This is a genomic window from Pseudomonas sp. R9.37, assembly GCF_963878885.1.
GTDB lineage: Bacteria > Pseudomonadota > Gammaproteobacteria > Pseudomonadales > Pseudomonadaceae > Aquipseudomonas.
In genome coordinates this window covers 101,458-124,022 of the sequence record NZ_CAWNZA010000001.1, presented here as the reverse complement: position 1 = coordinate 124,022, position 22,565 = coordinate 101,458, and the positions used below count along the sequence as shown (strand labels likewise).

General features: G+C 60.8%; 21 protein-coding genes. 15 read left to right on the top strand and 6 right to left on the bottom strand.

From position 1 onward, the window contains the following. Window positions 1-181 precede the first annotated feature (181 nt). From AACU78_RS00540 to AACU78_RS00525, 4 genes are all read left to right on the top strand, one after another. The gene (locus AACU78_RS00540; RefSeq protein WP_106579305.1) at window positions 182-625 is read left to right on the top strand and encodes a DUF4879 domain-containing protein; all 444 of its coding nucleotides are present in this window, start codon (window positions 182-184) and stop codon (window positions 623-625) included. A 96-nt stretch (window positions 626-721) separates the two neighbouring features. Continuing rightward, window positions 722-1,246: a (2Fe-2S)-binding protein gene (locus tag AACU78_RS00535; protein ID WP_106579304.1), complete on the top strand. Its 525-nt coding sequence runs from the start codon at window positions 722-724 to the stop codon at window positions 1,244-1,246. Next, window positions 1,243-2,232: an FAD binding domain-containing protein gene (locus AACU78_RS00530; protein WP_106579303.1), complete on the top strand. Its 990-nt coding sequence runs from the start codon at window positions 1,243-1,245 to the stop codon at window positions 2,230-2,232. Before AACU78_RS00535 ends, AACU78_RS00530 begins: the two co-directional genes overlap by 4 nt. Continuing rightward, complete coding sequence (locus tag AACU78_RS00525; RefSeq protein WP_106579302.1) at window positions 2,229-4,412, top strand: xanthine dehydrogenase family protein molybdopterin-binding subunit; 2,184 nt, start codon at window positions 2,229-2,231, stop codon at window positions 4,410-4,412. The genes AACU78_RS00530 and AACU78_RS00525 overlap by 4 nt, the downstream gene beginning before the upstream one ends. A gap of 145 nt (window positions 4,413-4,557) precedes the next feature. On the opposite strand, the gene AACU78_RS00520 is transcribed toward AACU78_RS00525, so the two are convergent. Next, entirely contained in the window at window positions 4,558-5,814 is a 1,257-nt protein-coding gene (locus tag AACU78_RS00520) for an MFS transporter (RefSeq protein ID WP_106579301.1), read from the bottom strand. Window positions 5,815-6,144: 330 nt separating this feature from the next. Here AACU78_RS00520 and AACU78_RS00515 point away from each other — a divergent pair, with 330 nt between their 5' ends. Genes AACU78_RS00515 through AACU78_RS00505 form a run of 3 tightly spaced genes read left to right on the top strand, consistent with a single transcriptional unit; the run spans window position 6,145 to window position 8,773 of the window. Further along, window positions 6,145-7,584, top strand: a complete 1,440-nt coding sequence (locus tag AACU78_RS00515) for a cytochrome ubiquinol oxidase subunit I (protein WP_106579300.1) — start codon at window positions 6,145-6,147, stop codon at window positions 7,582-7,584. A 1-nt stretch (window position 7,585) separates the two neighbouring features. After that, entirely contained in the window at window positions 7,586-8,593 is a 1,008-nt protein-coding gene (gene cydB, locus AACU78_RS00510; protein ID WP_106579299.1) for a cytochrome d ubiquinol oxidase subunit II, read from the top strand. 12 nt (window positions 8,594-8,605) lie between these two features. Continuing rightward, window positions 8,606-8,773, top strand: a complete 168-nt coding sequence (locus AACU78_RS00505; protein WP_071489954.1) for a DUF2474 domain-containing protein — start codon at window positions 8,606-8,608, stop codon at window positions 8,771-8,773. Window positions 8,774-8,839: 66 nt separating this feature from the next. Here AACU78_RS00505 and AACU78_RS00500 read toward each other — a convergent pair whose 3' ends face one another. Then, the gene (locus AACU78_RS00500; protein WP_106579298.1) at window positions 8,840-9,964 is read right to left on the bottom strand and encodes a methyltransferase; all 1,125 of its coding nucleotides are present in this window, start codon (window positions 9,962-9,964) and stop codon (window positions 8,840-8,842) included. 166 nt (window positions 9,965-10,130) lie between these two features. Continuing rightward, on the bottom strand, window positions 10,131-10,841 hold the full coding sequence (locus AACU78_RS00495; protein ID WP_106579297.1) for a helix-turn-helix transcriptional regulator: 711 nt from the start codon (window positions 10,839-10,841) through the stop codon (window positions 10,131-10,133). A 456-nt stretch (window positions 10,842-11,297) separates the two neighbouring features. On the opposite strand from AACU78_RS00495, the gene AACU78_RS00490 reads away from it, so the two are divergent. Then, window positions 11,298-12,074 (top strand): ferredoxin--NADP reductase, encoded by a 777-nt coding sequence (locus AACU78_RS00490; RefSeq protein WP_106579296.1) that lies wholly within the window; start codon window positions 11,298-11,300, stop codon window positions 12,072-12,074. Between the two features lie 57 nt (window positions 12,075-12,131). Here the strand turns inward: AACU78_RS00490 and mscL are convergent, their stop codons facing one another. Next, window positions 12,132-12,548 carry a large-conductance mechanosensitive channel protein MscL gene (gene mscL / locus AACU78_RS00485; RefSeq protein ID WP_106579295.1) on the bottom strand — a complete coding sequence of 139 codons (417 nt, stop codon included), beginning with the start codon at window positions 12,546-12,548 and terminating at the stop codon, window positions 12,132-12,134. Between the two features lie 287 nt (window positions 12,549-12,835). Between mscL and katB the strand changes: the two genes are divergently transcribed. The 4 genes from katB to AACU78_RS00465 are packed head-to-tail and all read left to right on the top strand — an operon-like array spanning window position 12,836 to window position 17,140. Beyond that, window positions 12,836-14,377: a catalase KatB gene (katB, locus tag AACU78_RS00480; protein ID WP_106579294.1), complete on the top strand. Its 1,542-nt coding sequence runs from the start codon at window positions 12,836-12,838 to the stop codon at window positions 14,375-14,377. Window positions 14,378-14,435: 58 nt separating this feature from the next. Beyond that, a complete protein-coding gene (locus AACU78_RS00475; RefSeq protein ID WP_106579293.1) occupies window positions 14,436-14,975 on the top strand; it encodes an ankyrin repeat domain-containing protein in 540 nt (179 codons plus the stop codon). A 35-nt stretch (window positions 14,976-15,010) separates the two neighbouring features. After that, complete coding sequence (gene radA / locus AACU78_RS00470; protein ID WP_017139308.1) at window positions 15,011-16,378, top strand: DNA repair protein RadA; 1,368 nt, start codon at window positions 15,011-15,013, stop codon at window positions 16,376-16,378. Window positions 16,379-16,405: 27 nt separating this feature from the next. Further along, window positions 16,406-17,140, top strand: a complete 735-nt coding sequence (locus AACU78_RS00465; protein ID WP_106579406.1) for a hypothetical protein — start codon at window positions 16,406-16,408, stop codon at window positions 17,138-17,140. Between the two features lie 4 nt (window positions 17,141-17,144). Here AACU78_RS00465 and AACU78_RS00460 read toward each other — a convergent pair whose 3' ends face one another. Next, complete coding sequence (locus AACU78_RS00460; protein WP_106579292.1) at window positions 17,145-17,513, bottom strand: PilZ domain-containing protein; 369 nt, start codon at window positions 17,511-17,513, stop codon at window positions 17,145-17,147. A gap of 173 nt (window positions 17,514-17,686) precedes the next feature. Here AACU78_RS00460 and AACU78_RS00455 point away from each other — a divergent pair, with 173 nt between their 5' ends. The 3 genes from AACU78_RS00455 to yjiA all read left to right on the top strand — a co-directional run bounded on the left by AACU78_RS00455 (window position 17,687) and on the right by yjiA (window position 21,104). Next, on the top strand, window positions 17,687-19,753 hold the full coding sequence (locus AACU78_RS00455) for a carbon starvation CstA family protein (protein WP_106579291.1): 2,067 nt from the start codon (window positions 17,687-17,689) through the stop codon (window positions 19,751-19,753). Window positions 19,754-19,768: 15 nt separating this feature from the next. Then, a complete protein-coding gene (locus tag AACU78_RS00450; protein ID WP_003194308.1) occupies window positions 19,769-19,966 on the top strand; it encodes a YbdD/YjiX family protein in 198 nt (65 codons plus the stop codon). 178 nt (window positions 19,967-20,144) lie between these two features. Further along, window positions 20,145-21,104 (top strand): GTPase, encoded by a 960-nt coding sequence (gene yjiA / locus AACU78_RS00445; protein ID WP_106579289.1) that lies wholly within the window; start codon window positions 20,145-20,147, stop codon window positions 21,102-21,104. A gap of 198 nt (window positions 21,105-21,302) precedes the next feature. Here yjiA and glyA read toward each other — a convergent pair whose 3' ends face one another. Then, entirely contained in the window at window positions 21,303-22,556 is a 1,254-nt protein-coding gene (glyA, locus tag AACU78_RS00440; RefSeq protein ID WP_106579288.1) for a serine hydroxymethyltransferase, read from the bottom strand. Window positions 22,557-22,565 lie beyond the last annotated feature (9 nt).

Here is a 22,565-nt window from a genome sequence, read left to right as displayed (position 1 = left end):
GTTATTTGTTGACCTCTAAGTCAAAGCACAAACTGCGCCAAGCGGCTGTGGTTTCAGAGAGGATCGGAAAAAGCGGCGCATCATACCAGCAGCCGAAGGCCAATGGCGCATAGGCTTGGTTTTGTGGGTGGATGGCCTTGATGCATACTGCGTCGACGTTTAATCCAGAGTCGTCAACAGCATGAAAAAAGCCAACGCCAGCAGTCTAGCTCTGTTCGCCCTAATCGGCCTGGGGCTGGCGGCACCGGCTTGGGGCGCGACTGCACCGGCGTTGAGCGAAGTGCGCGTGTTCAAAGTGGAGTCTGCCGCTTGCGCTGAAACCATCCCGGAGCGCGCGACCAGCACGCAGATGTGCGCCCATCGCGGCCCAACCAAGGTGTCGGTGATGGAAGTCGGCCTGGGCAAAAGCCCGATGGGCCGTTTCGATGGCGCCGAGTTGAACGGGCAACGCTCGCCGGTATGCCAGGTCGGCAACATCAGCCAGGCCTGTAATGGCGTGGGCACTGTGATGGGCTACATCTATGTGTTTGACCTGAACGTCCAGGCCCCTGGCTGGTTCGAATACAGCAATTCCTCGATCAACGGCTCGCAAACCCCGCTGACGACGATGCTCAACATCCGCTGATCAATCCTCTTGAACGCTCAATACCCCGGGAAGTCGTACCCCTGAGACGGCGACTTTCCTGAACGCCGCGGATATACCCCAACCCGTGAGGTGTTTATGAGCGCAACCCCCAATGGCGCGGCGGCCAGACCGTTCGTCAGCCACCCGATTCGTCTGACCCTGAACGGCCAGGACCGCCAACTTGACGTGTTGCCCTGGACCACCTTGCTGGACCTGCTGCGCGAACAGTTGGACCTGGTCGGCAGTAAAAAAGGCTGCGACCACGGCCAATGCGGCGCCTGCACAGTGTTGCGCGACGGTAAACGCGTCAACGCCTGCCTGACCCTGGCGGTGATGTGCGATGGCGCCGAGTTGACCACCATCGAAGGCCTGGCCGACGGCGACGCGTTGCACCCGATGCAGCAGGCCTTTATCAAGCATGACGCCTTTCAGTGCGGCTATTGCACCCCAGGGCAGATCTGCTCCGCCGTCGGCCTGGCCAATGAAGGCCGCGCCCACGACACCGCGCAGATTAAGGAGCTGATGAGCGGCAACCTGTGTCGCTGCGGCGCCTACAGCAACATCCGCGATGCCATCGAAGACGCCTTGCCGGCCTGCCGTGCCCAGGGAGGTGAGCAATGAATCCCTTCCAGTACAGCAAGCCAGCCGATGTGCACGAGGCCGTGCACATGAGCAGCGCGGCTTCACGTTTTATCGCCGGTGGCACCAACCTGCTGGACCTGATGAAAGAAAACATCAGCCGCCCCGAGCACTTGATCGATATCACCGGCCTGCCGCTGCAGGGCGTTGAAGAGACCGCCAGTGGCGGCGTGATGATCGGCGCGCTAGTGAGCAACGCCGACCTGGCCTGGCACCCCGTGATCGAGGCGCGTTACCCACTGCTGTCCCAGGCCATCCTGGCCGGAGCCTCGCCGCAGTTGCGCAACATGGCCAGCACCGGCGGCAACTTGTTGCAGCGCACTCGCTGCTACTACTTCTATGACGCCAGCGTGCCCTGCAACAAGCGCGAACCCGGCAGCGGCTGCCCGGCGCGCACCGGCTTGAACCGTATCCACGCGATCCTCGGCGCCAGCGAACACTGCGTCGCCACGCACCCGTCTGACATGTGCGTGGCCTTGGCGGCGCTGGAGGCGCGGGTGCATGTCGAAGGCCGCGCGGGTGCGCGCGTCATCGAATTTGCTGACTTCCATCGACTGCCCGGCGATACGCCGCAGCGCGACAACCTGCTGGCCGACGATGAGTTGATCACCGCCATCGAGCTGCCCGCCAACCAGCTGGCCCGTCACAGCCATTACCTGAAAATCCGCGACCGCGCCTCTTACGCTTTTGCCCTGGTCTCCGTGGCCGCCGCCCTCGAACTGGACGGCGACCAAATCATCGACGCCCGCGTTGCGCTGGGCGGCGTGGCCCACAAGCCTTGGCGTGACCGCGCGGTGGAAGCCTCGCTGATCGGCCAGACGGTCAGCCGCGAAACCTTCAGCAACGCCGCCGACGCCTTGCTGCAAGATGCCGTACCGCTGGAACACAACGGCTTCAAAATCAAGCTGGCGCGCCGTGGGATTATTCGCGCCCTGAGCGACGCGGCTGTCGCAGGAGAACGCCCATGACCGCTATCGGCAAACCTCTGGACCGCGTCGACGGTCTGCTCAAGGTCACCGGCCAGGCGCGATATGCCGGCGAGTTTCCAGACAAAGACTTGCTGCACGGCAGCGTGGTCTCCAGCACCATCGCCAAGGGCCGGGTGATCAAGATCGATGCCTCAAAGGCCCTGGCGCTGCCGGGCGTAGTCATGGTGCTGGATCACCACAATCGCCCCAGGCTTGCCAGCTACGATGACGCGTTCGCCGACGACGATGCGGCGGATGGCTCGCCGTTTCGCCCGCTCTACAACGACCGCGTCCTTTATAGCGGCCAGCCCTTGGCGCTGGTGATTGCCGACAATTTGGAGCTGGCGCGACATGCCGGCTCTCTGGTCGAGATCGAATACGCAAGCGAAGCCTTTGAAACCGACTTGCTGGCCATGCAGGAGCAGGCGCACCCCTCGCCGCAAACGCCGCCCGCGCCCCGCGGTAACTTCCAGGCCGAGTGGAGCGCTGCCGCCGTCAGCCTCGACGTGCACTACAGCACGCCCATCGAACACCACAACCCGATGGAACCCCACGCCAGTACGGTGCTGTATCAGCCGGACGGCACCCTGCATATCCACGACAAAACCCAAGGCCCACAGAACTGCCAGGCCTATGTGCAAAAAATCTTCGGCCTGGATAAGAGCCAGGTGAGGATTTTTGCCGCGTTCGTCGGCGGCGCTTTCGGTTCCGGCCTGCGCCCGCAATACCAGTTGCCCCTGGCGGTGATGGCGTCATTGGCGCTCAAGCGTTCGGTGCGCGTCACCCTGACGCGTCAACAGATGTTCACCTTTGGCTATCGACCACGCACCTTGCAGCGGTTGCAGATGGGCACGGCCGCCAACGGTCGGCTGCTGGCGTTGGGGCACACCGCAATTGGCCAGACTTCGCGCTTCGAAGACTTCAGCGAACACGTGGTGGAGTGGAGCGGCATGCTCTATCACTGCGATAACGTGCAGCTGACCTACAACCTGGTGCCGCTGGATGTGTACACCCCGCTGGACATGCGCGCGCCAGGCGCCGCGCTGGGCGTGATCGGCCTGGAGTGCGCCATGGACGAACTGGCCTGTGCCTTGGGCATGGACCCAGTGCAGTTGCGCCTGATCAACTACGCCGAGCGCAACCAGAACGAAGACAAACCCTGGTCGAGCAAAGCCCTGCGCGAATGCTACAGCGAAGGCGCCGAACGCTTCGGTTGGGGCCAGCGCAACCCGGAGCCACGCAGCATGCGTGACGGCAACCAGTTGATCGGCTGGGGCATGGCCGGCGGCGTGTGGGAAGCCATGCAGATGAAGGCCAGCGCCAAGGCGAGCATCGACGCCGAAGGCAAATTGACAGTCAGCAGCGCCACCACCGATATCGGCACCGGCACTTACACGGTCATGACCCAGATTGCCGCGCAGGCCAGCGGTGTGGCGATGGGCGATATCCAGTTTTTGCTGGGGGATTCGTCCTTGCCCACCGCGCCTTTGCAGGGCGGCTCGTTTACCGTGTCGTCAGTCGGCACTGCCGTGCAACAGGCGTGCGAAGCGCTGAACGCCAAACTGCTGAAGATTGCCCGGCAGACGTACCCGGTATTCAAGGACGCCGAGTCCGTGCGCTTCGAAGACGGCCAATTGCACACAGGCGACGTGAGTGTGTCGTTGGCCCAACTGGTTAAAGACAGCGGTGAGAATGCGCTGCAAGTGCAGGTCGACAGCGAGCCCGACAAAAAACGCGAGGGCTACGCTACGGCCACTCACTCGGCGGTATTTGTGGAAGTGCGGGTCGATGAAGACCTGGGCACCATCAAGGTCAGCCGCGTGGTCAGCGCGATTGCCGCCGGTCGCGTGGTCAATCCGAAGATGGCCCGCAGCCAGATTCTCGGCGGCGTGGTGTGGGGCATTGGCATGGCGCTGCATGAAGAGACGCAGATCGACCACCACCTGGGGCGCTACATGAACCACAGCCTGGCCGAGTACCACATCCCGGTGAACGCCGACATTGGCGAGATTGACGTGATCTTTGTCGACGAACACGACGATGTGGTCAATGCCCTGGGCTCCAAAGGCGTGGGCGAAATCGGCATTGTCGGGGTGGCGGCGGCGGTGGCGAACGCGATTTATCACGCCACCGGCAAACGGGTACGCGACTTCCCTGTCACCCTGGACAAGGTGCTCTAGCACACACCTCAAAACCACTGTGGGAGCGGGTTAGCCCGCGAAAGCGCGGCGTCAGTCAATGACTGTATCGACTGATGCACCGCCTTCGCGAGCAAGCCCGCTCCCTCAGTGTTCTGTAGTCCTGTCTCCGGTCAGGCGGCGGTGCTCAGACCTTCGCCGCTTCAGCCTTCGGCTCTTCCACCGCCACATGCATTCGGTCGCGATTGGCCAGGGTTGGGAACAGTTTTATCCACACCCCGGTCACCAGCAGCGTGCCGATCCCGCCCATGACCACGGCGGGCACGGTGCCGAACCAGTGGGCGGTGATCCCCGATTCGAACTCGCCCAGTTGATTGGACGCGCCGATAAACAGGCCGTTGACCGCACTGACCCGGCCGCGCATTTCATCCGGCGTTTCCAGTTGCACGAACGACGCGCGGATCACCATGCTGATCATGTCTGCTGCGCCCAGCACCACCAGCACCGCCAGCGAAAACCAGAACGAGGTCGACAGGCCGAACGCGATGGTCGCCACGCCAAACACGCCGACGGCAGTAAACATCACGCGCCCGACATGCCGGTCCACCGAAAACCGTGCCAGCCACAACGACATCAACAACGCGCCCACCGCCGGTGCCGAGCGTAGCAGGCCCAGGCCCCAGGCGCCGGTCAGCAGGATGTCCTTGGCAAATACCGGCAGCAACGCGGTGGCACCGCCCAACAGCACGGCGAACAGGTCCAGCGAGATGGCGCCGAGGATGTCCGGGCGGCTGCGGATAAAGCGAATCCCGGCCAGCAGCGAGTCCATGGTGGCCTTGGCTTTGTTCAGCGGGGTCTGGCGCGCGGGCAGGTTGAGGGTCAGCACGCAGGCGATCAGGTACAACGCCACTGTCGGGCCATACACCCACACGCTGCCGAATGCATAGAGCAAACCGCCCAAGGCTGGCGCGACGATGGTCGCCAGTTGCTGCGCCGATTGCGACGAGGCCACGGCCCTCGGGAATAGTGCGCTGGGCACGATGCTTGGCAACAGCGCCTGGGTGGTCGGCATTTCAAACGAACGCGCGGCGCCGAGCAGGAAGGCGAGGATAAAGATCATCTCGCGCATCACGTTGCCGGTCAGGCCGCCGATGGCCAGGGACAAGGCAATCAGCGCCTGCACGGTCTGGCAGATGGCGGCGACCTTGCGTCGTTCATAGCGATCGGCCACATGCCCGGTGTGCAGCATGAACAGTACGCGCGGGATGAATTCCACCAGGCCGACCAAGCCCAGGTCCAGCACGTTGCCGGTCAGTTGGTAGAGGTTCCAGCCGATGGCCACGGTGAGCATCTGGAAGCCGCTGGCGGTGAAGATCCGTGCCAGCCAGAACGCGATGAAAGGGCGATGGTGACGCAACAGCAACGCAGGTTCACTAGTAGGCATCGGGAATTCAGGTCGGGAGCAGAGGGAACGGCGAGATTAGCATCATGCTGTAACAAATAGTTGCAAGGGTTTGCTGTGCATCGGCATGAGGCAAGCTGTCACGCGGCAAAAGACCACGCCGTCCTACAGCGAAAATGGGACTACTCTTTCAGCAATGCTTGATCCAGATCAAAACCGGCCCCGGGATTGTTCTGGAGGCCGAAAGGCCCGATTCCCTACGTGGTGGGTTAAAAAAAGAAACGAATTGAAATTCGCCACACTCCATATCCGTGGGGGCAGTGGGTGCAGGCTCCCAGCCAGCAGCCGGTATTACCTGACAGAGGAAGACTTATGTTCGGTTTGGAGGCGCTAGATCTCGCCCGAATTCAATTCGCATTCACCATCTCGTTCCACATCCTGTTCCCGGCGATCACTATCGGCCTGGCCAGTTACCTTGCGGTGCTGGAAGGTTTGTGGCTCAAGACCCATAACGACACCTACCGTGACCTCTACCATTTCTGGTCGAAGATCTTTGCCGTCAACTTCGGCATGGGCGTGGTCTCGGGCCTGGTCATGGCCTACCAGTTCGGCACCAACTGGAGCCGCTTCTCGGACTTCGCCGGCGCTGTAACCGGGCCGTTGCTGACGTACGAGGTGCTCACGGCCTTCTTCCTGGAGGCGGGTTTCCTCGGCGTGATGCTGTTCGGCTGGAACAAGGTGGGGCGCAAGCTGCACTTCTTTGCCACGGTGATGGTGGCCGTCGGCACGCTGATCTCGACCTTCTGGATTCTTGCGTCCAACAGCTGGATGCAGACCCCGCAAGGCTTTGAAATCGTCGACGGGCGCGTGATTCCTACCGACTGGCTGGCGGTGATCTTCAACCCGTCGTTCCCGTACCGGCTGATGCACATGGCCACGGCGGCCTTTGTGGCCACGGCGTTCTTCGTCGGTTCGTCGGCGGCCTGGCACCTGCTGCGCGGCAAGGACAACCCTGCGATCCGCACCATGCTCTCGATGGCAATGTGGATGGCGCTGATCGTGGCGCCTATCCAGGCGGTGATCGGTGACTTCCACGGCCTGAATACCCTCAAGCACCAGCCGGCGAAAATCGCCGCGATTGAAGGCCACTGGGAAAATATCGGCAACGAGCCGACGCCGCTGATCCTGTTCGGCCTGCCCGACATGAAGGCCGAAAAAACCAAATACGCGGTCGAAATTCCTTACCTGGGCAGCCTGATCCTGACGCACTCCCTGGACAAACAGGTGCCGGCGCTCAAGGAGTTCCCGCCTGAAGACCGTCCCAACTCGACGATTGTGTTCTGGTCGTTCCGGGTCATGGTTGGCCTGGGTTTCCTGATGATCTTCACCGGCCTGTTCAGCCTCTGGCTGCGTCGGGGCGACAAGATGTACACCTCCAGGCCGTTCCTGTACCTGGCGCTGTGGATGGGCCCGTCCGGCCTGATCGCGATTCTCGCCGGTTGGTTCACCACCGAAATCGGCCGCCAGCCGTGGGTGGTCTACGGTTTGATGCGCACGGCGGACGCTTCCTCCGGGCATAGCCTGGCGCAGATGACGATCACCCTGGTGCTGTTCGTGGTGGTGTACTTCGCGCTGTTCGGCGCAGGGCTGGGCTACATGATGCGCCTGGTGCGCAAAGGGCCGCAGACCCACGAAGGCAGCGAGCCTACCCACGGTGGACCTGGCCAGAAACGCACGCCGGCCCGTCCGTTGTCCGCCGCCGATGATGGCAGCGACGACGACCACGCCCACATTCAGCACAAGGGGAATTGAGATGGGTATTGATCTTCCGCTGATCTGGGCCGTGATCATCATCTTCGGCATCATGATGTACGTGGTCATGGACGGCTTCGACCTGGGTATCGGCATCCTCTTTCCGTTCATTCCCGGCAAAGTCGACCGTGACGTGATGATGAACACGGTCGCCCCGGTATGGGACGGCAATGAAACCTGGCTGGTACTGGGCGGCGCGGCGTTGTTCGGCGCGTTCCCGCTGGCCTACTCGGTGGTGCTGTCGGCGCTTTACCTGCCACTGATCCTGATGTTGATCGGGCTGATCTTCCGTGGCGTGGCCTTCGAGTTCCGTTTCAAGGCCAAGGACGACAAGCGCCACTTGTGGGACAAGGCGTTTATCGGCGGTTCCATTGCGGCGACCTTCTTCCAGGGTGTGGCATTGGGGGCGTTCATCGATGGCATTCCGGTGGTCGACCGTCAGTTTGCCGGTGGCTCGCTGGATTGGCTCACGCCGTTCACGATGTTCTGCGGCGTTGCGCTGGTCATCGCGTATGCCTTGCTCGGCTGCACCTGGCTGATCATGAAGACCGAAGGCAAGTTGCAGGAGCAGATGCACAACCTGGCGCGGCCGTTGGCGTTCGTGGTGTTGGCGGTGATCGGCATTGTCAGCTTGTGGACGCCTCTGGCGCACCCGGAAATCGCCTCACGCTGGTTCACCCTGCCGAACCTGTTCTGGTTCCTGCCCGTGCCGATTCTGGTGCTGGTGACCATGTACGGCTTGATCCGCGCGGTGGCGCGAAATGCGCACTACACGCCGTTCCTGCTGACCCTGGTGCTGATATTCCTCGGCTACAGCGGCTTGGGTATCAGCCTGTGGCCGAACATCATTCCGCCGTCGGTCTCCATCTGGGACGCCGCTGCACCGCCGCAAAGCCAGGGCTTCATGCTGGTGGGCACGTTGTTCATCATCCCGTTCATCCTGGGCTACACCTTCTGGAGCTACTACGTGTTCCGCGGCAAGGTCACCCACGAAGACGGCTATCACTAGGAGGGTCGTTTCATGTCCGGCAAACCTTCGTTGCACGAGATCGAACAGGCCGAGAAACAGCCGTTGTGGCGGCGCCTGGGGTGGCTGGCGATGATCTGGACCGGCAGCGTGCTGGCCCTGTTTGTCGTGGCCAGCCTGATGCGCATGTTCATGAGCGCGGCGGGCTTGACCACCCACTGACATCCCAATCCGGGCCTCGCGGCCCGGCTTTTCAGCCCTGCCACTCGCAAGAGCGGCAGGGTTTTTTTATTTGCGCGCTTTGAGAATCACAAACTTTGGCGTGGCCGCGACTTGCTCGACGCCACGGAACAGCTTCGCCAATTTGCTGTGATAGCCCAAATGGCGGTTGCCCACGATATACAGCGCGCCCCCAACCACCAGGGCATCACGCGCCTGCTGGAACATGCGCCAGGCAAGGAAGTCACCGACCACCTGCTGCTGGTGGAAGGGCGGGTTGCACAGCACCACGTCCAGCGACTGCGGCGCCTGACCGGCCAGGCCGTCGTCGGCGCGCAGGGTGACCTCGCGAGCGCCCAGGGCGGCTTGCCAGTTCTCGGCCGCCGATTGCACGGCCATGTAGGACTCATCCACCAGCGTGTACTGCGCGTCCGGGTTTTGCAGGGCGCTGGCGATCGCCAACACGCCATTACCGCAGCCAAGGTCTGCCACGCGGGCGCTGCCGAGGTCGTTCGGCAGGTGCGGGAGGAAAGCGCGGGTGCCGATGTCCAGGCCTTCGCGGCAGAACACGTTGGCGTGGTTGAGCAGCTCGATGGCCGGTGCGTCCAGGGTGTAGCGGGTAGGGTAGGGCGACACGGCGGTTGGGCGAGCATCTACGGTGGCGATCAGCAGCCGGGCTTTTTTGACCGCAAGCGAGGCGTGCATGGGCCCGATGTAGCGCTCCAGCAGTTCACCGGCGGCCCGTGGCAGGTGTTTGATCATCGCCCCGGCGATCACTTCGGCGCCTGGCGCCAGTTGGCCTTGCAGGCGAATCAACTGTTCTTCGAGCAAGGCCAGGGTTTTCGGCACGCGGATCAGCACGCGGTCGAAAGGCCCGGTGGCTACGTGCGAGGCTGGCACAAACGCCACGGCATCAAACGCCTTGGCGTTGCGCACCAGGTTTTTCTCAAGGCCTAGGGCTGCCAGAAACGAATCGCCACTGGAGGTCACCTGCACCTGGCCTTCAAGGCTGGCCGCCAGGGCGCCGAAGCTGTCATTGAGCACCAGCACGCGGGTTGCCGAATTCAGCGACTGTTCGGCCAGGTAGTTGAGCAAGTACTCATCGGCGGCATCAAAGGCCTGCAGCGGGTCATTGTGTTGCTCTGGCTGGCGGATCAGATCGAGCTGGGCGAAGGGGCTGTCAAGCAGGGGCATGGCGGGGGAGACTCTGGTCATCGATGGGCGTTCGACGGGCGTGGTACCCGGCGTAACCGTCTGAGTGTACGGCGAGGCGGCACCCAAGGCGCAGCGTCAACACTCAGAATTGGCCGTAAATGTTACGTTTTTTTCAAGGGGATTACATGCGGTGTTTCCAGGTTGGCTAAAACCACCCCGCTTTTGAGGCGCGCAGTACAGCCGCGATCTTGTTGGTAACACCCAGTTTCTTGAGGCAACTGCTGATATGAAAGCCCACGGTCCGCTCTGACAGGCACAGGATCGTGGCGATTTCCGAGGCGGTCTTGCCGATGGCTGACCATCTGAGAATTTCTATTTCCCGTGGGGTCAGTTTGCAGGGCGGCGTGATACTGGGTGTGTCGGCATATGTTTGCGCTACGACGGCGTGCATGGCGTGACATAGCCACAGTACCTGGCCTGCTTTTTCGTACAGCTCTTCAGGGCTGACGTTGCCGGTACTTCGGCCCAGGGTCAGCATGCTGAACACACCCTGGAAGTCATGCACGGCTTGAGTCCATCCCAGGTGCACACCAAACGATTGGGCCAGCGTCCATAGATTCGGCGCGGTGCTGAACGCTTTTTCATCCCAGACCAGCGGCATTACGCTGCGTTTGCAGTGGGCGACTATGGGATCCACATCAAAAAAATGCGCTTGGTTGTACAGTGCATTCCATTCATTTGGATAATTGTTTAATCGAATAGGTTTTGTTTGGTTGGCAGGTTGTTGGGAACTCATCGTAAATGAGCAATATTCAAAACCGAGCTGGAAAGTTTGATTGACGATCATCTCGTAAACAGTGGTGATCTTGTTCTCGCCTTCCAGTTTTGGGAGTCTCGTGTTGCGCCAGTTAACCATAGGGTGAATCTCCATGGGGTAGGTGTGAGTTGGGTACGTCCTGGCTCCCAATGCGCCACGAACAGGAGTGTAGGATAAAGCCCACATACTGAGATGAAAAAGTTGTCAGAAAGATCGGGTATTTATACTTGTTGAGCTTGTACAACAACTGAGTTTTTGTGGAGGTTAGTTGTTGGGTGAAGAAAACTTATTGAATTTAACAGGTTGTGGAAATGGCCTATTCAGGGCTGTTTTTATGAACGCCATCATCTAATGGCCTATTGGATGGGGGGCGATAGCTAAATAATTAGTGTGAGCACGAAAACCCCGGCGAAGGTGCAATTGCGTGGCAAGCATCAGCGTTTCATTGGCGTTACATTCGCGGATGCCCGAGCAATGAAAATGCCAGTACAAACCACCGGTGTTTCCCAGCGACGCTTTGAGGGACACTAGGGCACCTGTTCAACGGAGCCCCCCATGACGGCCAGTGCTGAGAAATTTACCCGCCAGACCTTGCTCGATGTGCAATCGCTGACCCCCAGCCTGTTTACTTTGCGTACCACTCGCGACCCGGGTTTTCGGTTTACCGCCGGCCAGTTCGTGCGCCTGGGGGTGAACAAGGCGGATGGCAGCACCGTCTGGCGCGCTTATTCGATCGTGTCCTCACCGTTTGACGAGCACCTCGACTTCTTCTCCATTGTCGTTCCGGGCGGCGAGTTCACCAGTCAATTGAGCCGCCTGCGAGTGGGCGACACCTTGATGGTCGAGCGCCAGGCCACAGGTTTTCTGACGCTGAACCGATTTGTGGACGGGCGAGATTTTTGGCTGCTGGGCACTGGCACAGGCGTGGCGCCGTTCCTGTCGATCCTGCAGGACTTCGAGGTCTGGGAGAAATTCGAGCGCATTGTCCTGGTGTACAGCGCCCGCGAGGCCAAGGAGCTTGCGTATCAGGAACTGATCCACGCGTTGGGCGAGCGTGAGTACCTGGCCGAGTATGCGCACAAGCTGGTCTACATCCCCACCGTCACCCGTGAGCAACACCCTGGCGCCCTGAATGGTCGCATCACCACCTTGATCGAGAATGGCGAACTGGAGCGCGCGGCCGGCGTCGAGTTGACCCCGGAGCACTCCCGCGTGCTGATCTGCGGCAATCCGCAAATGGTCGACGACACGCGCCAATTGCTCAAGCAACGCGACATGCAACTGAGCCTGAGCCGTCGCCCAGGCCAGGTGGCAGTAGAGAATTACTGGTAGTACGGCGCATAAAAAAGGCGCCTGCAACAGGCGCCTTTTTGGCCAAACCAGTGCCGGTTAAAGCGGCTTGTCGTTCTGTGCCTTGAGCAGATCGCGGATCTCGCCCAGCAACACCTCTTCCTTGGTCGGGGTCGGCGGCAAGCTTGGGGCCACAGCCTCTTCACGCTTGAGGCGGTTGATCGCCTTCACGCCCATGAAGATTGCAAACGCGACGATCAGGAAGTCGACCACGCTCTGGATAAACTTGCCGTAAGCCAACACCACCGCAGGGACGTTGCCCTGAGCGGCCTTGAGTGTTATTGCCAAATCGCCGAAGTCCACACCACCGATCAGCAGACCGAGAGGCGGCATTACGACGTCGCCTACAAACGAGGAAACAATTTTGCCGAAGGCGGCGCCGATGATGATACCGACGGCCATATCGACCACATTGCCTTTGACCGCGAAGGCCTTGAACTCACTGATCACGCCCATAGGTTATTCCTTGTTACAGATGAGAAGGGTGGAGGTCAGTGTAAGTCAGTCGTAGAGGGCTTGCGCGACACAACCGTTAACACTGTCAGCTTTTATCGACACATTAAAACGCAAATAGTTTGCAAAGTGCCACCAATCGCGCGCGAAATACTCGCTATTTCAGTGGGTTACCACCGTATTTTCTTAATCGTCCCGGTGGGGTTTTTCTATTTATCTTCTGCGTCGCGGGTCACTAGCCTCTGGCAAGCACAACTGAATGTGCACTAGAAAAACCAGAGGAAACCTCGATGAAGAATCCAATCAAGCGCCGCCCGGTTATCGCGCGACACGCGCTGATACTGGCGAGCGCCAGCCTGCTTTCACTCTCCGTACACGCTGCCAACCTGACCCGCGATAACGGCGCGGCGGTGGGCGACAACCAGAACTCGCAAACGGCCGGCGCCAATGGCCCGGTGCTGTTGCAAGACGTGCAACTGATTCAAAAACTGCAACGCTTTGACCGCGAGCGCATTCCGGAGCGCGTGGTGCATGCCCGTGGCACCGGCGCCCACGGCACCTTCACCGTCACTGACGACCTGAGCGACCTGACCAAGGCCAAAGTGTTCGCCGCAGGCGAGGCCACGCCCGTGTTCGTGCGCTTCTCGGCCGTGGTGCACGGCAACCACTCTCCGGAAACCCTGCGCGACCCACGCGGCTTTGCCACCAAGTTCTATACCGCCGACGGTAACTGGGACCTGGTCGGCAATAACTTCCCGACGTTCTTTATTCGCGACGCCATCAAGTTCCCGGACATGGTTCATGCGTTCAAACCCGACCCGCGCACTAACCTGGACGACGACTCCCGCCGTTTCGACTTCTTCTCCCATGTTCCAGAGTCCACTCGTACACTCACCGAGTTGTACTCCGACGCCGGCACCCCGGCCAGTTATCGGGAAATGGACGGCAACGGCGTACATGCCTACAAGTTGATTAACGCCAAGGGCGAAGTGCACTACGTCAAGTTCCACTGGAAGAGCCTGCAGGGCATCAACAACCTTGACCCCAAGCAAGTCACCGAAGTGCAAGGGCGTGACTACAGCCACATGACCCACGACTTGGTTACCCACATCAACAAGGGTGACTTCCCCAAGTGGGACCTGTACGTGCAAGTGCTCAAGCCTGAGGACCTGGCCAAGTTCGACTTCGACCCGCTGGACGCCACCAAAATCTGGCCGAACGTACCGGAGCGCAAAGTCGGGCAGATGGTGCTGAACCGTAACCCGGCGAATGTCTTCCAGGAGACTGAACAAGTGGCCATGGCGCCGGCCAACCTGGTGCCAGGTATCGAGCCTTCTGAAGACCGCCTGCTGCAAGGCCGGGTGTTCTCCTACGCCGACACGCAAATGTACCGCCTGGGGCCGAACGCCCTGCAACTGCCGATCAACGCCCCACGGGTAACCGTTAACAACGGTAACCAGGACGGCGCGATGAATGCAGGCAAAACCACTACCGGCGTGAACTACCAGCCTAGCCGCCTGCTGCCGCGCGAAGAGCCGCAAACCGCGCGCTACAGCCAGTCGGCGCTGTCGGGCAGCACCCAGCAGGCGAAGATCCAGCGTGAGCAGAACTTCAAGCAGGCCGGTGATTTGTACCGCTCGTACAACAAGAAAGAGCGTCAGGACTTGATCGACAACTTTGGCGGCTCGCTGGCCACCACGGATGACGAGAGCAAGCACATCATCCTGTCGTTCCTCTACAAGGCCGACCCGGAGTACGGCACCGGCGTGACCAAGGTCGCCAAGGGTGATTTGGCTCGCGTGAAAGCGCTGGCAGAAAAACTCACTGACTGACGTTGGTTCCGGTCGGCGCCCGTGCACGGGCGTCGACCCCTGGCAGGAGAACTCCCCCATGCGTATTTCGATTGGTTTACTGATGGCGATGCTGGCCTTTGTCGCCCATGCCGAGTCGCCTGACCCGGTCGCGCTCAAGGCACAGCTGCAGGACTACTATTTCGACGCCGCCCGCCGTGGCGATATCGACATGCTCAACACCTTCATCGAGTCCGGCTACGGCCTCAACACCCAGGACGACAAGGGCTACACCGCGCTGATCCTCGCCGCCTATCACGGCCAGGGGCCTTTCGTGGAGCGCCTGCTCAGTGCCGGCGCCGATGCCTGCGTGCAAGACAAACGCGGCAACACCGCCCTGATGGGCGCAATTTTCAAAGGCGAGCTGAAAATTGCCCAGCGTCTGCTGGCCACTGACTGCAACCCCGACCAACGCAACGGCGCCGGGCAGACCGCGGCCATGTATGCCGGGTTGTTCAAGCGCGTCGAGTTGTTGGATGAGTTGAAAGCCAAAGGCGCCGACCTCAACGCTGAAGACCCGATCGGCAACAGCGCTTCACGATTGGCCAGTGGTGAAATCCGGACCCCGGCGCCGCGCTGAGCTATCATCGCGGTTTTTCGGTTGGAGGTTCTCAAATGGCAAAGGCCAAGCGCATGTACGGCTGCACAGAGTGCGGCGCGACCTTTCCCAAGTGGGCCGGCCAATGCACCGAGTGCGGCGCGTGGAACACCCTGACGGAAACCATGATCGAAAGCGGCGGCGCCGCAGCGCCCACCGGCCGTGCCGGCTGGACCGGGCAACAGGCGCAGATCAAGACCCTGGCGGAAGTCAGCGTCGAAGAAATCCCGCGTTTCTCCACCGCGTCCGGTGAGCTCGACCGCGTGCTCGGCGGCGGCCTGGTGGACGGCTCGGTGGTGCTGATCGGCGGCGACCCGGGCATCGGCAAGTCGACCATCCTGCTGCAAACCCTGTGCAGCATCGCCAGCCGCATGCCGGCGCTGTACGTCACCGGCGAAGAATCCCAGCAGCAGGTGGCGATGCGCGCCCGCCGCCTGGGCTTGCCCCAGGACCAACTGCGGGTGATGACCGAAACCTGCATCGAAAGCATCATCGCCACGGCGCGCATCGAAAAGCCCAAGGTCATGGTGATCGACTCGATCCAGACGATTTTTACCGAACAGCTGCAATCGGCGCCGGGCGGCGTCTCCCAAGTGCGCGAGAGCGCGGCGCTGCTGGTGCGTTATGCCAAGCAGAGCGGCACGGCGATCTTCCTGGTCGGCCATGTAACCAAAGAAGGTGCGCTGGCCGGCCCGCGGGTACTGGAGCACATGGTCGACACCGTGTTGTATTTCGAGGGTGAATCCGATGGCCGTTTGCGGTTGCTGCGGGCAGTGAAGAACCGCTTCGGTGCGGTGAACGAACTGGGCGTGTTTGCCATGACCGACCGTGGGCTTAAAGAAGTCTCCAACCCCTCGGCGATTTTTCTCACACGCGCTCAGGAAGAAGTCCCGGGCAGCGTGGTGATGGCGACGTGGGAAGGCACCCGTCCGATGCTGGTGGAAGTGCAGGCACTGGTGGATGACAGCCATTTGGCCAATCCGCGCCGCGTGACCCTTGGCCTGGACCAGAATCGCCTGGCAATGCTGCTGGCGGTGTTGCACCGTCACGGCGGCATTCCCACCCACGACCAGGACGTGTTTCTCAACGTGGTCGGTGGGGTGAAGGTGCTGGAAACCGCCTCCGACCTGGCGTTGATGGCGGCGGTGATGTCCAGCCTGCGCAATAAACCGTTACCCCACGATCTGCTGGTGTTTGGTGAGGTTGGCCTGTCGGGCGAAGTGCGCCCGGTGCCGAGCGGCCAGGAGCGTCTGAAGGAGGCGGCCAAGCACGGCTTCAAGCGCGCGATTGTGCCCAAGGGCAACGCGCCCAAGGAAATGCCGGCAGGGTTGAAGGTGATCGGTGTAACCCGCCTGGAGCAGGCGCTGGATGCACTGTTCGAATAATTCATGGATCAGTCAGGGATGAGTGCAATGCACAACTCGAATCGCTGGGCAGCCGTTGCCCTGTTCATGGCTTTGGTTGGGTTGCCGATGGGCGCTTTTGCCGAGCCGACCAAGCTGCCGGTCGGTTACCGATCGGCGCAAACGTTGGCAACGCAAGACGCCAGCGTGTTGCAGGTACTGGAAGACCAGCGCATCAGCGCCCAGTTGCACAAAGACAGCTGGGGCAATGGCCTGGATGAGGACTCGTTTGACGAGCCCGGTGATCTGGTTGAACACCCGCTGCTCAACGCCCGACTGCGCTTGCTGTCGGCGTCCGGAGAAGTGCTGGCAAGCGAAGAACTCGGCTACCCCTTGGCCCAGGTGGAGAAGGCCCCCATCAAAGGGCTGCCGGAAACTGTGTATTTTTTGACCATCGATCAAACCGCGCCGATGGGCAGCTACAGCGGCCCCGCGACACAGCTGCTGCTGCCGAGCCGGCAGCAACTCACGCCGCTGAATTACAAAAGCGCCGACGCTAAGGTCGAGCCATTGACCCTGGCCCAGACCGGCAAAGCCGCGTGGCAGATCGCAACGCCCGCCGAAGGAGGCGCGGATGAGTTGTTGCAAGTCTCGTCATTCATGGACGGTGACGGCGATGATGATTTTGCCACCCGGTTTGAAACCTACCGTTTTGTCGACGGGCAATGGCAGGCCACGTCGAGTCAGAAGGCGGGCTACTGGGACGCAGAAAACGAGTTCCCTGCGCGTACGGCGTTTCCCTGACGCGTCACACCTGCAGCAGTGCGCCCAGTTCGCGCTCAAGTTCTTCCTGATCGCCGAGGTTCAGTTCGATCAGCCGGCGTAAATGGCTGATCGAGTCCAGGTCGATGTGCTCGCACACAAACCCCAATTGCCCGTGATCGTCATGGGCCAGCTTCACCTGCATCTTTATATGCGCCTGCGGATCAAGGCGGATATCCACGTCGAACGACTCCGTGCGATTGCCCTGCCAGTCATCCGGGCGCTGCACCAGCAAACCTTTGAGCGACAGGTCCACCAGTTGCACCGGCCAATTCCAGCCGTTCTGCGCAATGGTCGTTCGTGCATCGAAGGCGATACGCCGAAAACGGCGTCGATCAGACGACTGTTCGTTCATGTCAAATCCTCTGTGGATAGAAGGATTGTAGCCCCGCGCCATCATCGAGCTTTTATTTGTGCTTTTTTTGCCCGTGCAAGGCTCTAGACCAATGTAGGGGGGTGGCCTTTAAAGCCAACAGCGCTAAACTCGGACTGGCTGTCCTTTCTGTCCACCCTGGCTGGAATATAAAAATGAAAAATAATAATAGCCTGCTACGCCACCTACCCTGGCTGGTGCTGGCAATCGTAGGAGCGTGCGCCCTGGGCGTAGTGGCCTTGCGCCGCGGCGAGGCGATCAACGCCTTGTGGATTGTGGTCGCTGCTGTGGCCATCTACCTGGTTGCGTACCGTTACTACAGTCTGTTCATCGCTAACAACGTGATGCAACTCGATCCACGGCGGGCCACCCCCGCAGTGCTCAACAATGACGGTCTGGACTATGTGCCGACCAACAAACACATCCTTTTTGGTCACCACTTTGCGGCGATTGCCGGTGCAGGCCCGCTGGTCGGCCCGGTGCTGGCGGCGCAGATGGGCTACCTGCCCGGCACCCTGTGGCTGATTGCCGGCGTGGTGCTGGCCGGTGCAGTGCAAGACTTCATGGTCCTGTTCCTGTCCACCCGTCGCAATGGCCGTTCACTTGGCGACATGGTTCGCGAAGAGATGGGCCGCATCCCGGGGACCATCGCGTTGTTCGGTTGCTTCCTGATCATGATCATCATCCTCGCGGTGCTGGCGCTGATCGTGGTCAAGGCCCTGGCCGAAAGCCCATGGGGCATCTTCACCGTAATGGCGACCATCCCGATTGCGATGTTCATGGGCGTGTACATGCGCTACATACGCCCGGGCCGCATTGGTGAAATCTCGGTAATCGGCGTGCTGTTGCTGCTCGGTTCGATCTGGCTGGGCGGGCAGATTGCCGCTGACCCGGTATGGGCCAAGGCCTTTTCCTTCACCGGGATCCAAATCACCTGGATGCTGATCGGCTACGGCTTCGTTGCCGCAGTACTGCCGGTGTGGCTGATCCTGGCGCCGCGTGACTACCTCTCCACCTTCCTCAAAATCGGCACCATCATTGCCCTGGCGATCGGCATTCTGGTCACCATGCCAGAGCTGAAAATGCCGGCGCTGACCCAGTTCATCGACGGCACCGGCCCAGTGTGGAAGGGCGGCCTGTTCCCGTTCCTGTTCATCACCATCGCCTGTGGCGCGGTCTCGGGTTTCCACGCGCTGATTTCTTCGGGCACCACGCCCAAGTTGCTGGATAACGAAGTCAACGCCCGTTACATCGGCTACGGCGCGATGCTGATGGAATCGTTCGTGGCCATCATGGCAATGGTTGCCGCCTCGGTGATCGAACCTGGCGTGTACTTCGCCATGAACAGCCCCGCCGCCGTGGTTGGTGGTGATGTGATGGCCGTGGCACAAACCGTCAGCAGCTGGGGTTTTGCGATTACGCCGGAAGCGCTGCAAGCAGTGGCCCATGACATCGGCGAAACCACCATCCTGGCACGTGCCGGCGGTGCACCGACCCTCGCGGTGGGTATCGCGCAGATCCTGCACAGTGTGTTGCCGGGTGAAAACACCATGGCGTTCTGGTACCACTTTGCGATCCTGTTCGAAGCGCTGTTCATCCTGACGGCGGTTGACGCCGGTACCCGTGCCGGTCGCTTCATGCTCCAGGACTTGCTCGGCTCCTTCGTGCCGTCGCTCAAGCGTACCGAATCCTGGACCGCCAACCTGATCGCAACCGCAGGTTGCGTGGCAATGTGGGGTTACCTGCTGTACCAAGGCGTGATCGACCCACTGGGCGGCATCAACACCTTGTGGCCGCTGTTCGGTATTTCCAACCAGATGCTGGCCGGGATCGCACTGATGCTCGCCACGGTCGTGCTGATCAAAATGAAACGCCAGCGCTACATCTGGGTGACCATGCTGCCGGCGGTCTGGCTGCTGATCTGCACCACCACGGCGGGCTTCATCAAGCTGTTCGACGCAAACCCTGCGATCGGCTTCCTGTCGCTGGCCAAGAAGTACAGCGATGCCCTGGCAGGCGGCCAGATCCTGGCGCCGGCCAAGAACATCGACCAGATGCAACACGTGATCTGGAACGCCTACACCAACGCAACGCTCACGGCGCTGTTCCTGTTCGTGGTCTTCAGCATCCTGTTCTATGCGCTCAAGGTCGGCGTCGCCGCCTGGGGCAACAAAGAACGTACGGATAAAGAAGCCCCGTTCCAGGCGGTTCCGGACGCGTAATCGAGGATTGCAACCATGTTCAATGACATCAGTCGCCTCGGTAAATACCTCGGTCAGGCCGCGCGCCTGATGGTCGGCATGCCCGACTACGACACCTACGTCGAGCATATGCAAACCAAACACCCGGACAAACCGGTGATGGACTACAAGGCGTTCTTCCGGGAACGCCAGGAAGCCCGTTACGGTGGCAAGGGTGGGCCCAAGTGCTGCTAGCCCGCCTGTCGGGTTAACGAGTCCCCTTGTGGGGGCAGGGCTTTATGTGGGAGCTGGCTTGCCTGCGATGGCATCACCTCGGTCTGACTGAAAGACCGAGTTGTCTGCATCGCAGGCAAGCCAGCTCCCACATTTGTTTTGTGTTCCTTCAGTTATTTCATTAAACAGGAGAATAGTTTTGTCCTCTCCCATCCCCGTCACCATCCTCAGCGGCTTCCTCGGCGCCGGCAAAACCACCTTGCTGCGCCACCTGCTCAAGGCCGAGCACGGCCTGAAAATCGCCGTGATCGAAAACGAATTCAGTGACGCCGGTATCGACACCCAGCTGCTGGGCGCAGAACCGGTGCAAGTCATGACCCTGTCCAACGGTTGCGTGTGCTGCACCATCCACACTGACCTGACCAAAGCCCTGTACCTGCTGCTCGAGCGCCTGGACAGCGGCGAGATTGCCTTCGACCGCCTGGTGATCGAGTGCACCGGCCTGGCCGACCCGGCGCCGGTGGCCCAGACCTTTTTCATCGACGAGGAGCTGCGCGAGCGCTACATCCTCGACGGCATCATCACCTTGGTGGACGCGGCCCACGCCGAACACCACCTGACCCAGACCATCGCCCAGGCCCAGATCGGTTTTGCGGATCGCTTGCTGGTAAGCAAGCGCGACCTGGTGGACGAGGCCACCTTCGACGCCCTCAGCCAGCGCCTGACCCGCATCAACCGCCGCGCGCCGATCCGCGTGGTCGATCATGGCGCCATCGACCTGGCCGAATTGCTTGATGTGCGCGGCTTCAACCTCAACGCCGGCATGAGCTTGCGCCCGGTCAGCGCGGCGCCGGCCATCGACCGCATTTCCAGCCTGGTGCTGCGCACCGACCAGCCGCTGGATATCGGCCGCCTCAGCGAGTTCATGAACGAGCTGCTGGAAGTCCACGGCAAGCAACTGTTGCGCTACAAGGGCGTGCTGAACATTGCCGGCGAAGACCGGCGCATGGTGTTTCAAGGCGTGCTCAAGCTTTACGGGTTCGATTGGGACACCGAATGGGCCGAGGGCGAGGCGCGCGAAAGTGTGATTGTGTTTATTGCCGATGAGTTGCCGGAAGACAAAATCCGCGAAGGATTTGCCAAGGTGTACCAATCCTGACTTGAAACACAGCCAAAATGTGGGAGCGGGCTTGCTCGCGAAAGCGGTTTGTCAGTTGATGCATGTGCCGACTGATACACCGCTTTCGCGAGCAAGCCCGCTCCCACATTTCATGTCATTTCAAATTTAGGAAAGCAGAGTTTTCAGGCATAAAAAAGCCCGGCGCCAAGGCCGGGCTTTTTATTCAAGCAACTGCAATCAAGCGCCGTACACCGGCAGCTTTTTGCAGATGGCCTTGACCTTCTCACGCACCGCGTCGATCACGGCTTCGTTGTTCAGGTCTGCCAGGATGTCGCAGATCCAGCCGGCCAGTTCCTTGCACTCTGCTTCTTTAAAGCCACGAGTGGTCACAGCCGGGGTGCCGAAGCGCAGGCCGGAGGTGACGAACGGCGAACGTGGGTCGTTCGGCACGGAGTTTTTGTTCACGGTGATGAAGGCTCTGCCCAGGGCAGCGTCAGCATCTTTACCGGAAATGTCCTGCTTGATCAGCGACAGCAGGAACAGGTGGTTTTCAGTACCGCCGGAGACCACGTCGTAGCCGCGTTCGATGAACACACCGGCCATGGCCTTGGCGTTCTTGACCACTTGTTGCTGGTAAGTCTTGAACTCAGGCTGCAGGGCTTCTTTGAAGCAGATCGCTTTGGCGGCAATTACGTGCTCCAGCGGGCCACCTTGGGCGCCTGGGAATACGGCGGAGTTCAGTTTCTTCTCGATCTCGGCGTTGGCGCGCGCCAGGATCAGGCCGCCACGTGGGCCGCGCAGGGTTTTGTGCGTAGTGGTGGTGACCACGTCAGCGTAAGGCACCGGGTTCGGGTAGACGCCAGCGGCGACCAGACCGGCTACGTGAGCCATGTCAACGAACAGGTAGGCGCCGACCTTGTCAGCGATTTCGCGGAAACGTGGGAAGTCCAGGATCTGCGAGTAGGCAGAGAAACCGGCCACGATCATTTTAGGCTTGTGCTCGACCGCCAGACGTTCGACTTCGTCGTAGTCGATCAGGCCGTTGGCATCGATACCGTACTGAACGGCGTTGTACAGCTTGCCGGAGGAGGAAACGCTGGCGCCGTGGGTCAGGTGACCGCCGTGGGCCAGGCTCATGCCCAGGATGGTGTCGCCGCCTTGCAGCAGGGCCAGGTACACGGCGCTGTTGGCTTGGGAACCGGCGTGTGGCTGGACGTTAGCGTAATCGGCGCCGAACAGTTCCTTGGCACGGTCAATGGCCAGCTGCTCAACCACGTCGACGTACTCGCAACCACCGTAGTAGCGCTTGCCAGGGTAGCCTTCAGCGTACTTGTTGGTCAGAACCGAACCTTGAGCCTCCATGACCGCAGGGCTGGTGTAGTTTTCCGAAGCGATCAGCTCAATGTGCTCTTCCTGGCGCACGGCTTCTTGCTCCATGGCGGCAAAGAGATCGGCGTCGTACTTGGCAATAGTCAAATCACGGCTGAACATGGCGGTCCT

Excerpts from the sequence above, each read along its gene's own strand:
- AACU78_RS00540 (WP_106579305.1), top strand. The coding sequence starts at position 182 with ATGAAAAAAGCCAACGCCAGCAGTCTAGCTCTGTTCGCCCTAATCGGC.
- AACU78_RS00535 (WP_106579304.1), top strand. The coding sequence starts at position 722 with ATGAGCGCAACCCCCAATGGCGCGGCGGCCAGACCGTTCGTCAGCCAC.
- AACU78_RS00530 (WP_106579303.1), top strand. The coding sequence starts at position 1,243 with ATGAATCCCTTCCAGTACAGCAAGCCAGCCGATGTGCACGAGGCCGTG.
- AACU78_RS00525 (WP_106579302.1), top strand. The coding sequence starts at position 2,229 with ATGACCGCTATCGGCAAACCTCTGGACCGCGTCGACGGTCTGCTCAAG.
- AACU78_RS00520 (WP_106579301.1), bottom strand. The coding sequence starts at position 5,814 with ATGCCTACTAGTGAACCTGCGTTGCTGTTGCGTCACCATCGCCCTTTC.
- AACU78_RS00515 (WP_106579300.1), top strand. The coding sequence starts at position 6,145 with ATGTTCGGTTTGGAGGCGCTAGATCTCGCCCGAATTCAATTCGCATTC.
- cydB (WP_106579299.1), top strand. The coding sequence starts at position 7,586 with ATGGGTATTGATCTTCCGCTGATCTGGGCCGTGATCATCATCTTCGGC.
- AACU78_RS00505 (WP_071489954.1), top strand. The coding sequence starts at position 8,606 with ATGTCCGGCAAACCTTCGTTGCACGAGATCGAACAGGCCGAGAAACAG.
- AACU78_RS00500 (WP_106579298.1), bottom strand. The coding sequence starts at position 9,964 with ATGCCCCTGCTTGACAGCCCCTTCGCCCAGCTCGATCTGATCCGCCAG.
- AACU78_RS00495 (WP_106579297.1), bottom strand. The coding sequence starts at position 10,841 with ATGGTTAACTGGCGCAACACGAGACTCCCAAAACTGGAAGGCGAGAAC.
- AACU78_RS00490 (WP_106579296.1), top strand. The coding sequence starts at position 11,298 with ATGACGGCCAGTGCTGAGAAATTTACCCGCCAGACCTTGCTCGATGTG.
- mscL (WP_106579295.1), bottom strand. The coding sequence starts at position 12,548 with ATGGGCGTGATCAGTGAGTTCAAGGCCTTCGCGGTCAAAGGCAATGTG.
- katB (WP_106579294.1), top strand. The coding sequence starts at position 12,836 with ATGAAGAATCCAATCAAGCGCCGCCCGGTTATCGCGCGACACGCGCTG.
- AACU78_RS00475 (WP_106579293.1), top strand. The coding sequence starts at position 14,436 with ATGCGTATTTCGATTGGTTTACTGATGGCGATGCTGGCCTTTGTCGCC.
- radA (WP_017139308.1), top strand. The coding sequence starts at position 15,011 with ATGGCAAAGGCCAAGCGCATGTACGGCTGCACAGAGTGCGGCGCGACC.
- AACU78_RS00465 (WP_106579406.1), top strand. The coding sequence starts at position 16,406 with ATGCACAACTCGAATCGCTGGGCAGCCGTTGCCCTGTTCATGGCTTTG.
- AACU78_RS00460 (WP_106579292.1), bottom strand. The coding sequence starts at position 17,513 with ATGAACGAACAGTCGTCTGATCGACGCCGTTTTCGGCGTATCGCCTTC.
- AACU78_RS00455 (WP_106579291.1), top strand. The coding sequence starts at position 17,687 with ATGAAAAATAATAATAGCCTGCTACGCCACCTACCCTGGCTGGTGCTG.
- AACU78_RS00450 (WP_003194308.1), top strand. The coding sequence starts at position 19,769 with ATGTTCAATGACATCAGTCGCCTCGGTAAATACCTCGGTCAGGCCGCG.
- glyA (WP_106579288.1), bottom strand. The coding sequence starts at position 22,556 with ATGTTCAGCCGTGATTTGACTATTGCCAAGTACGACGCCGATCTCTTT.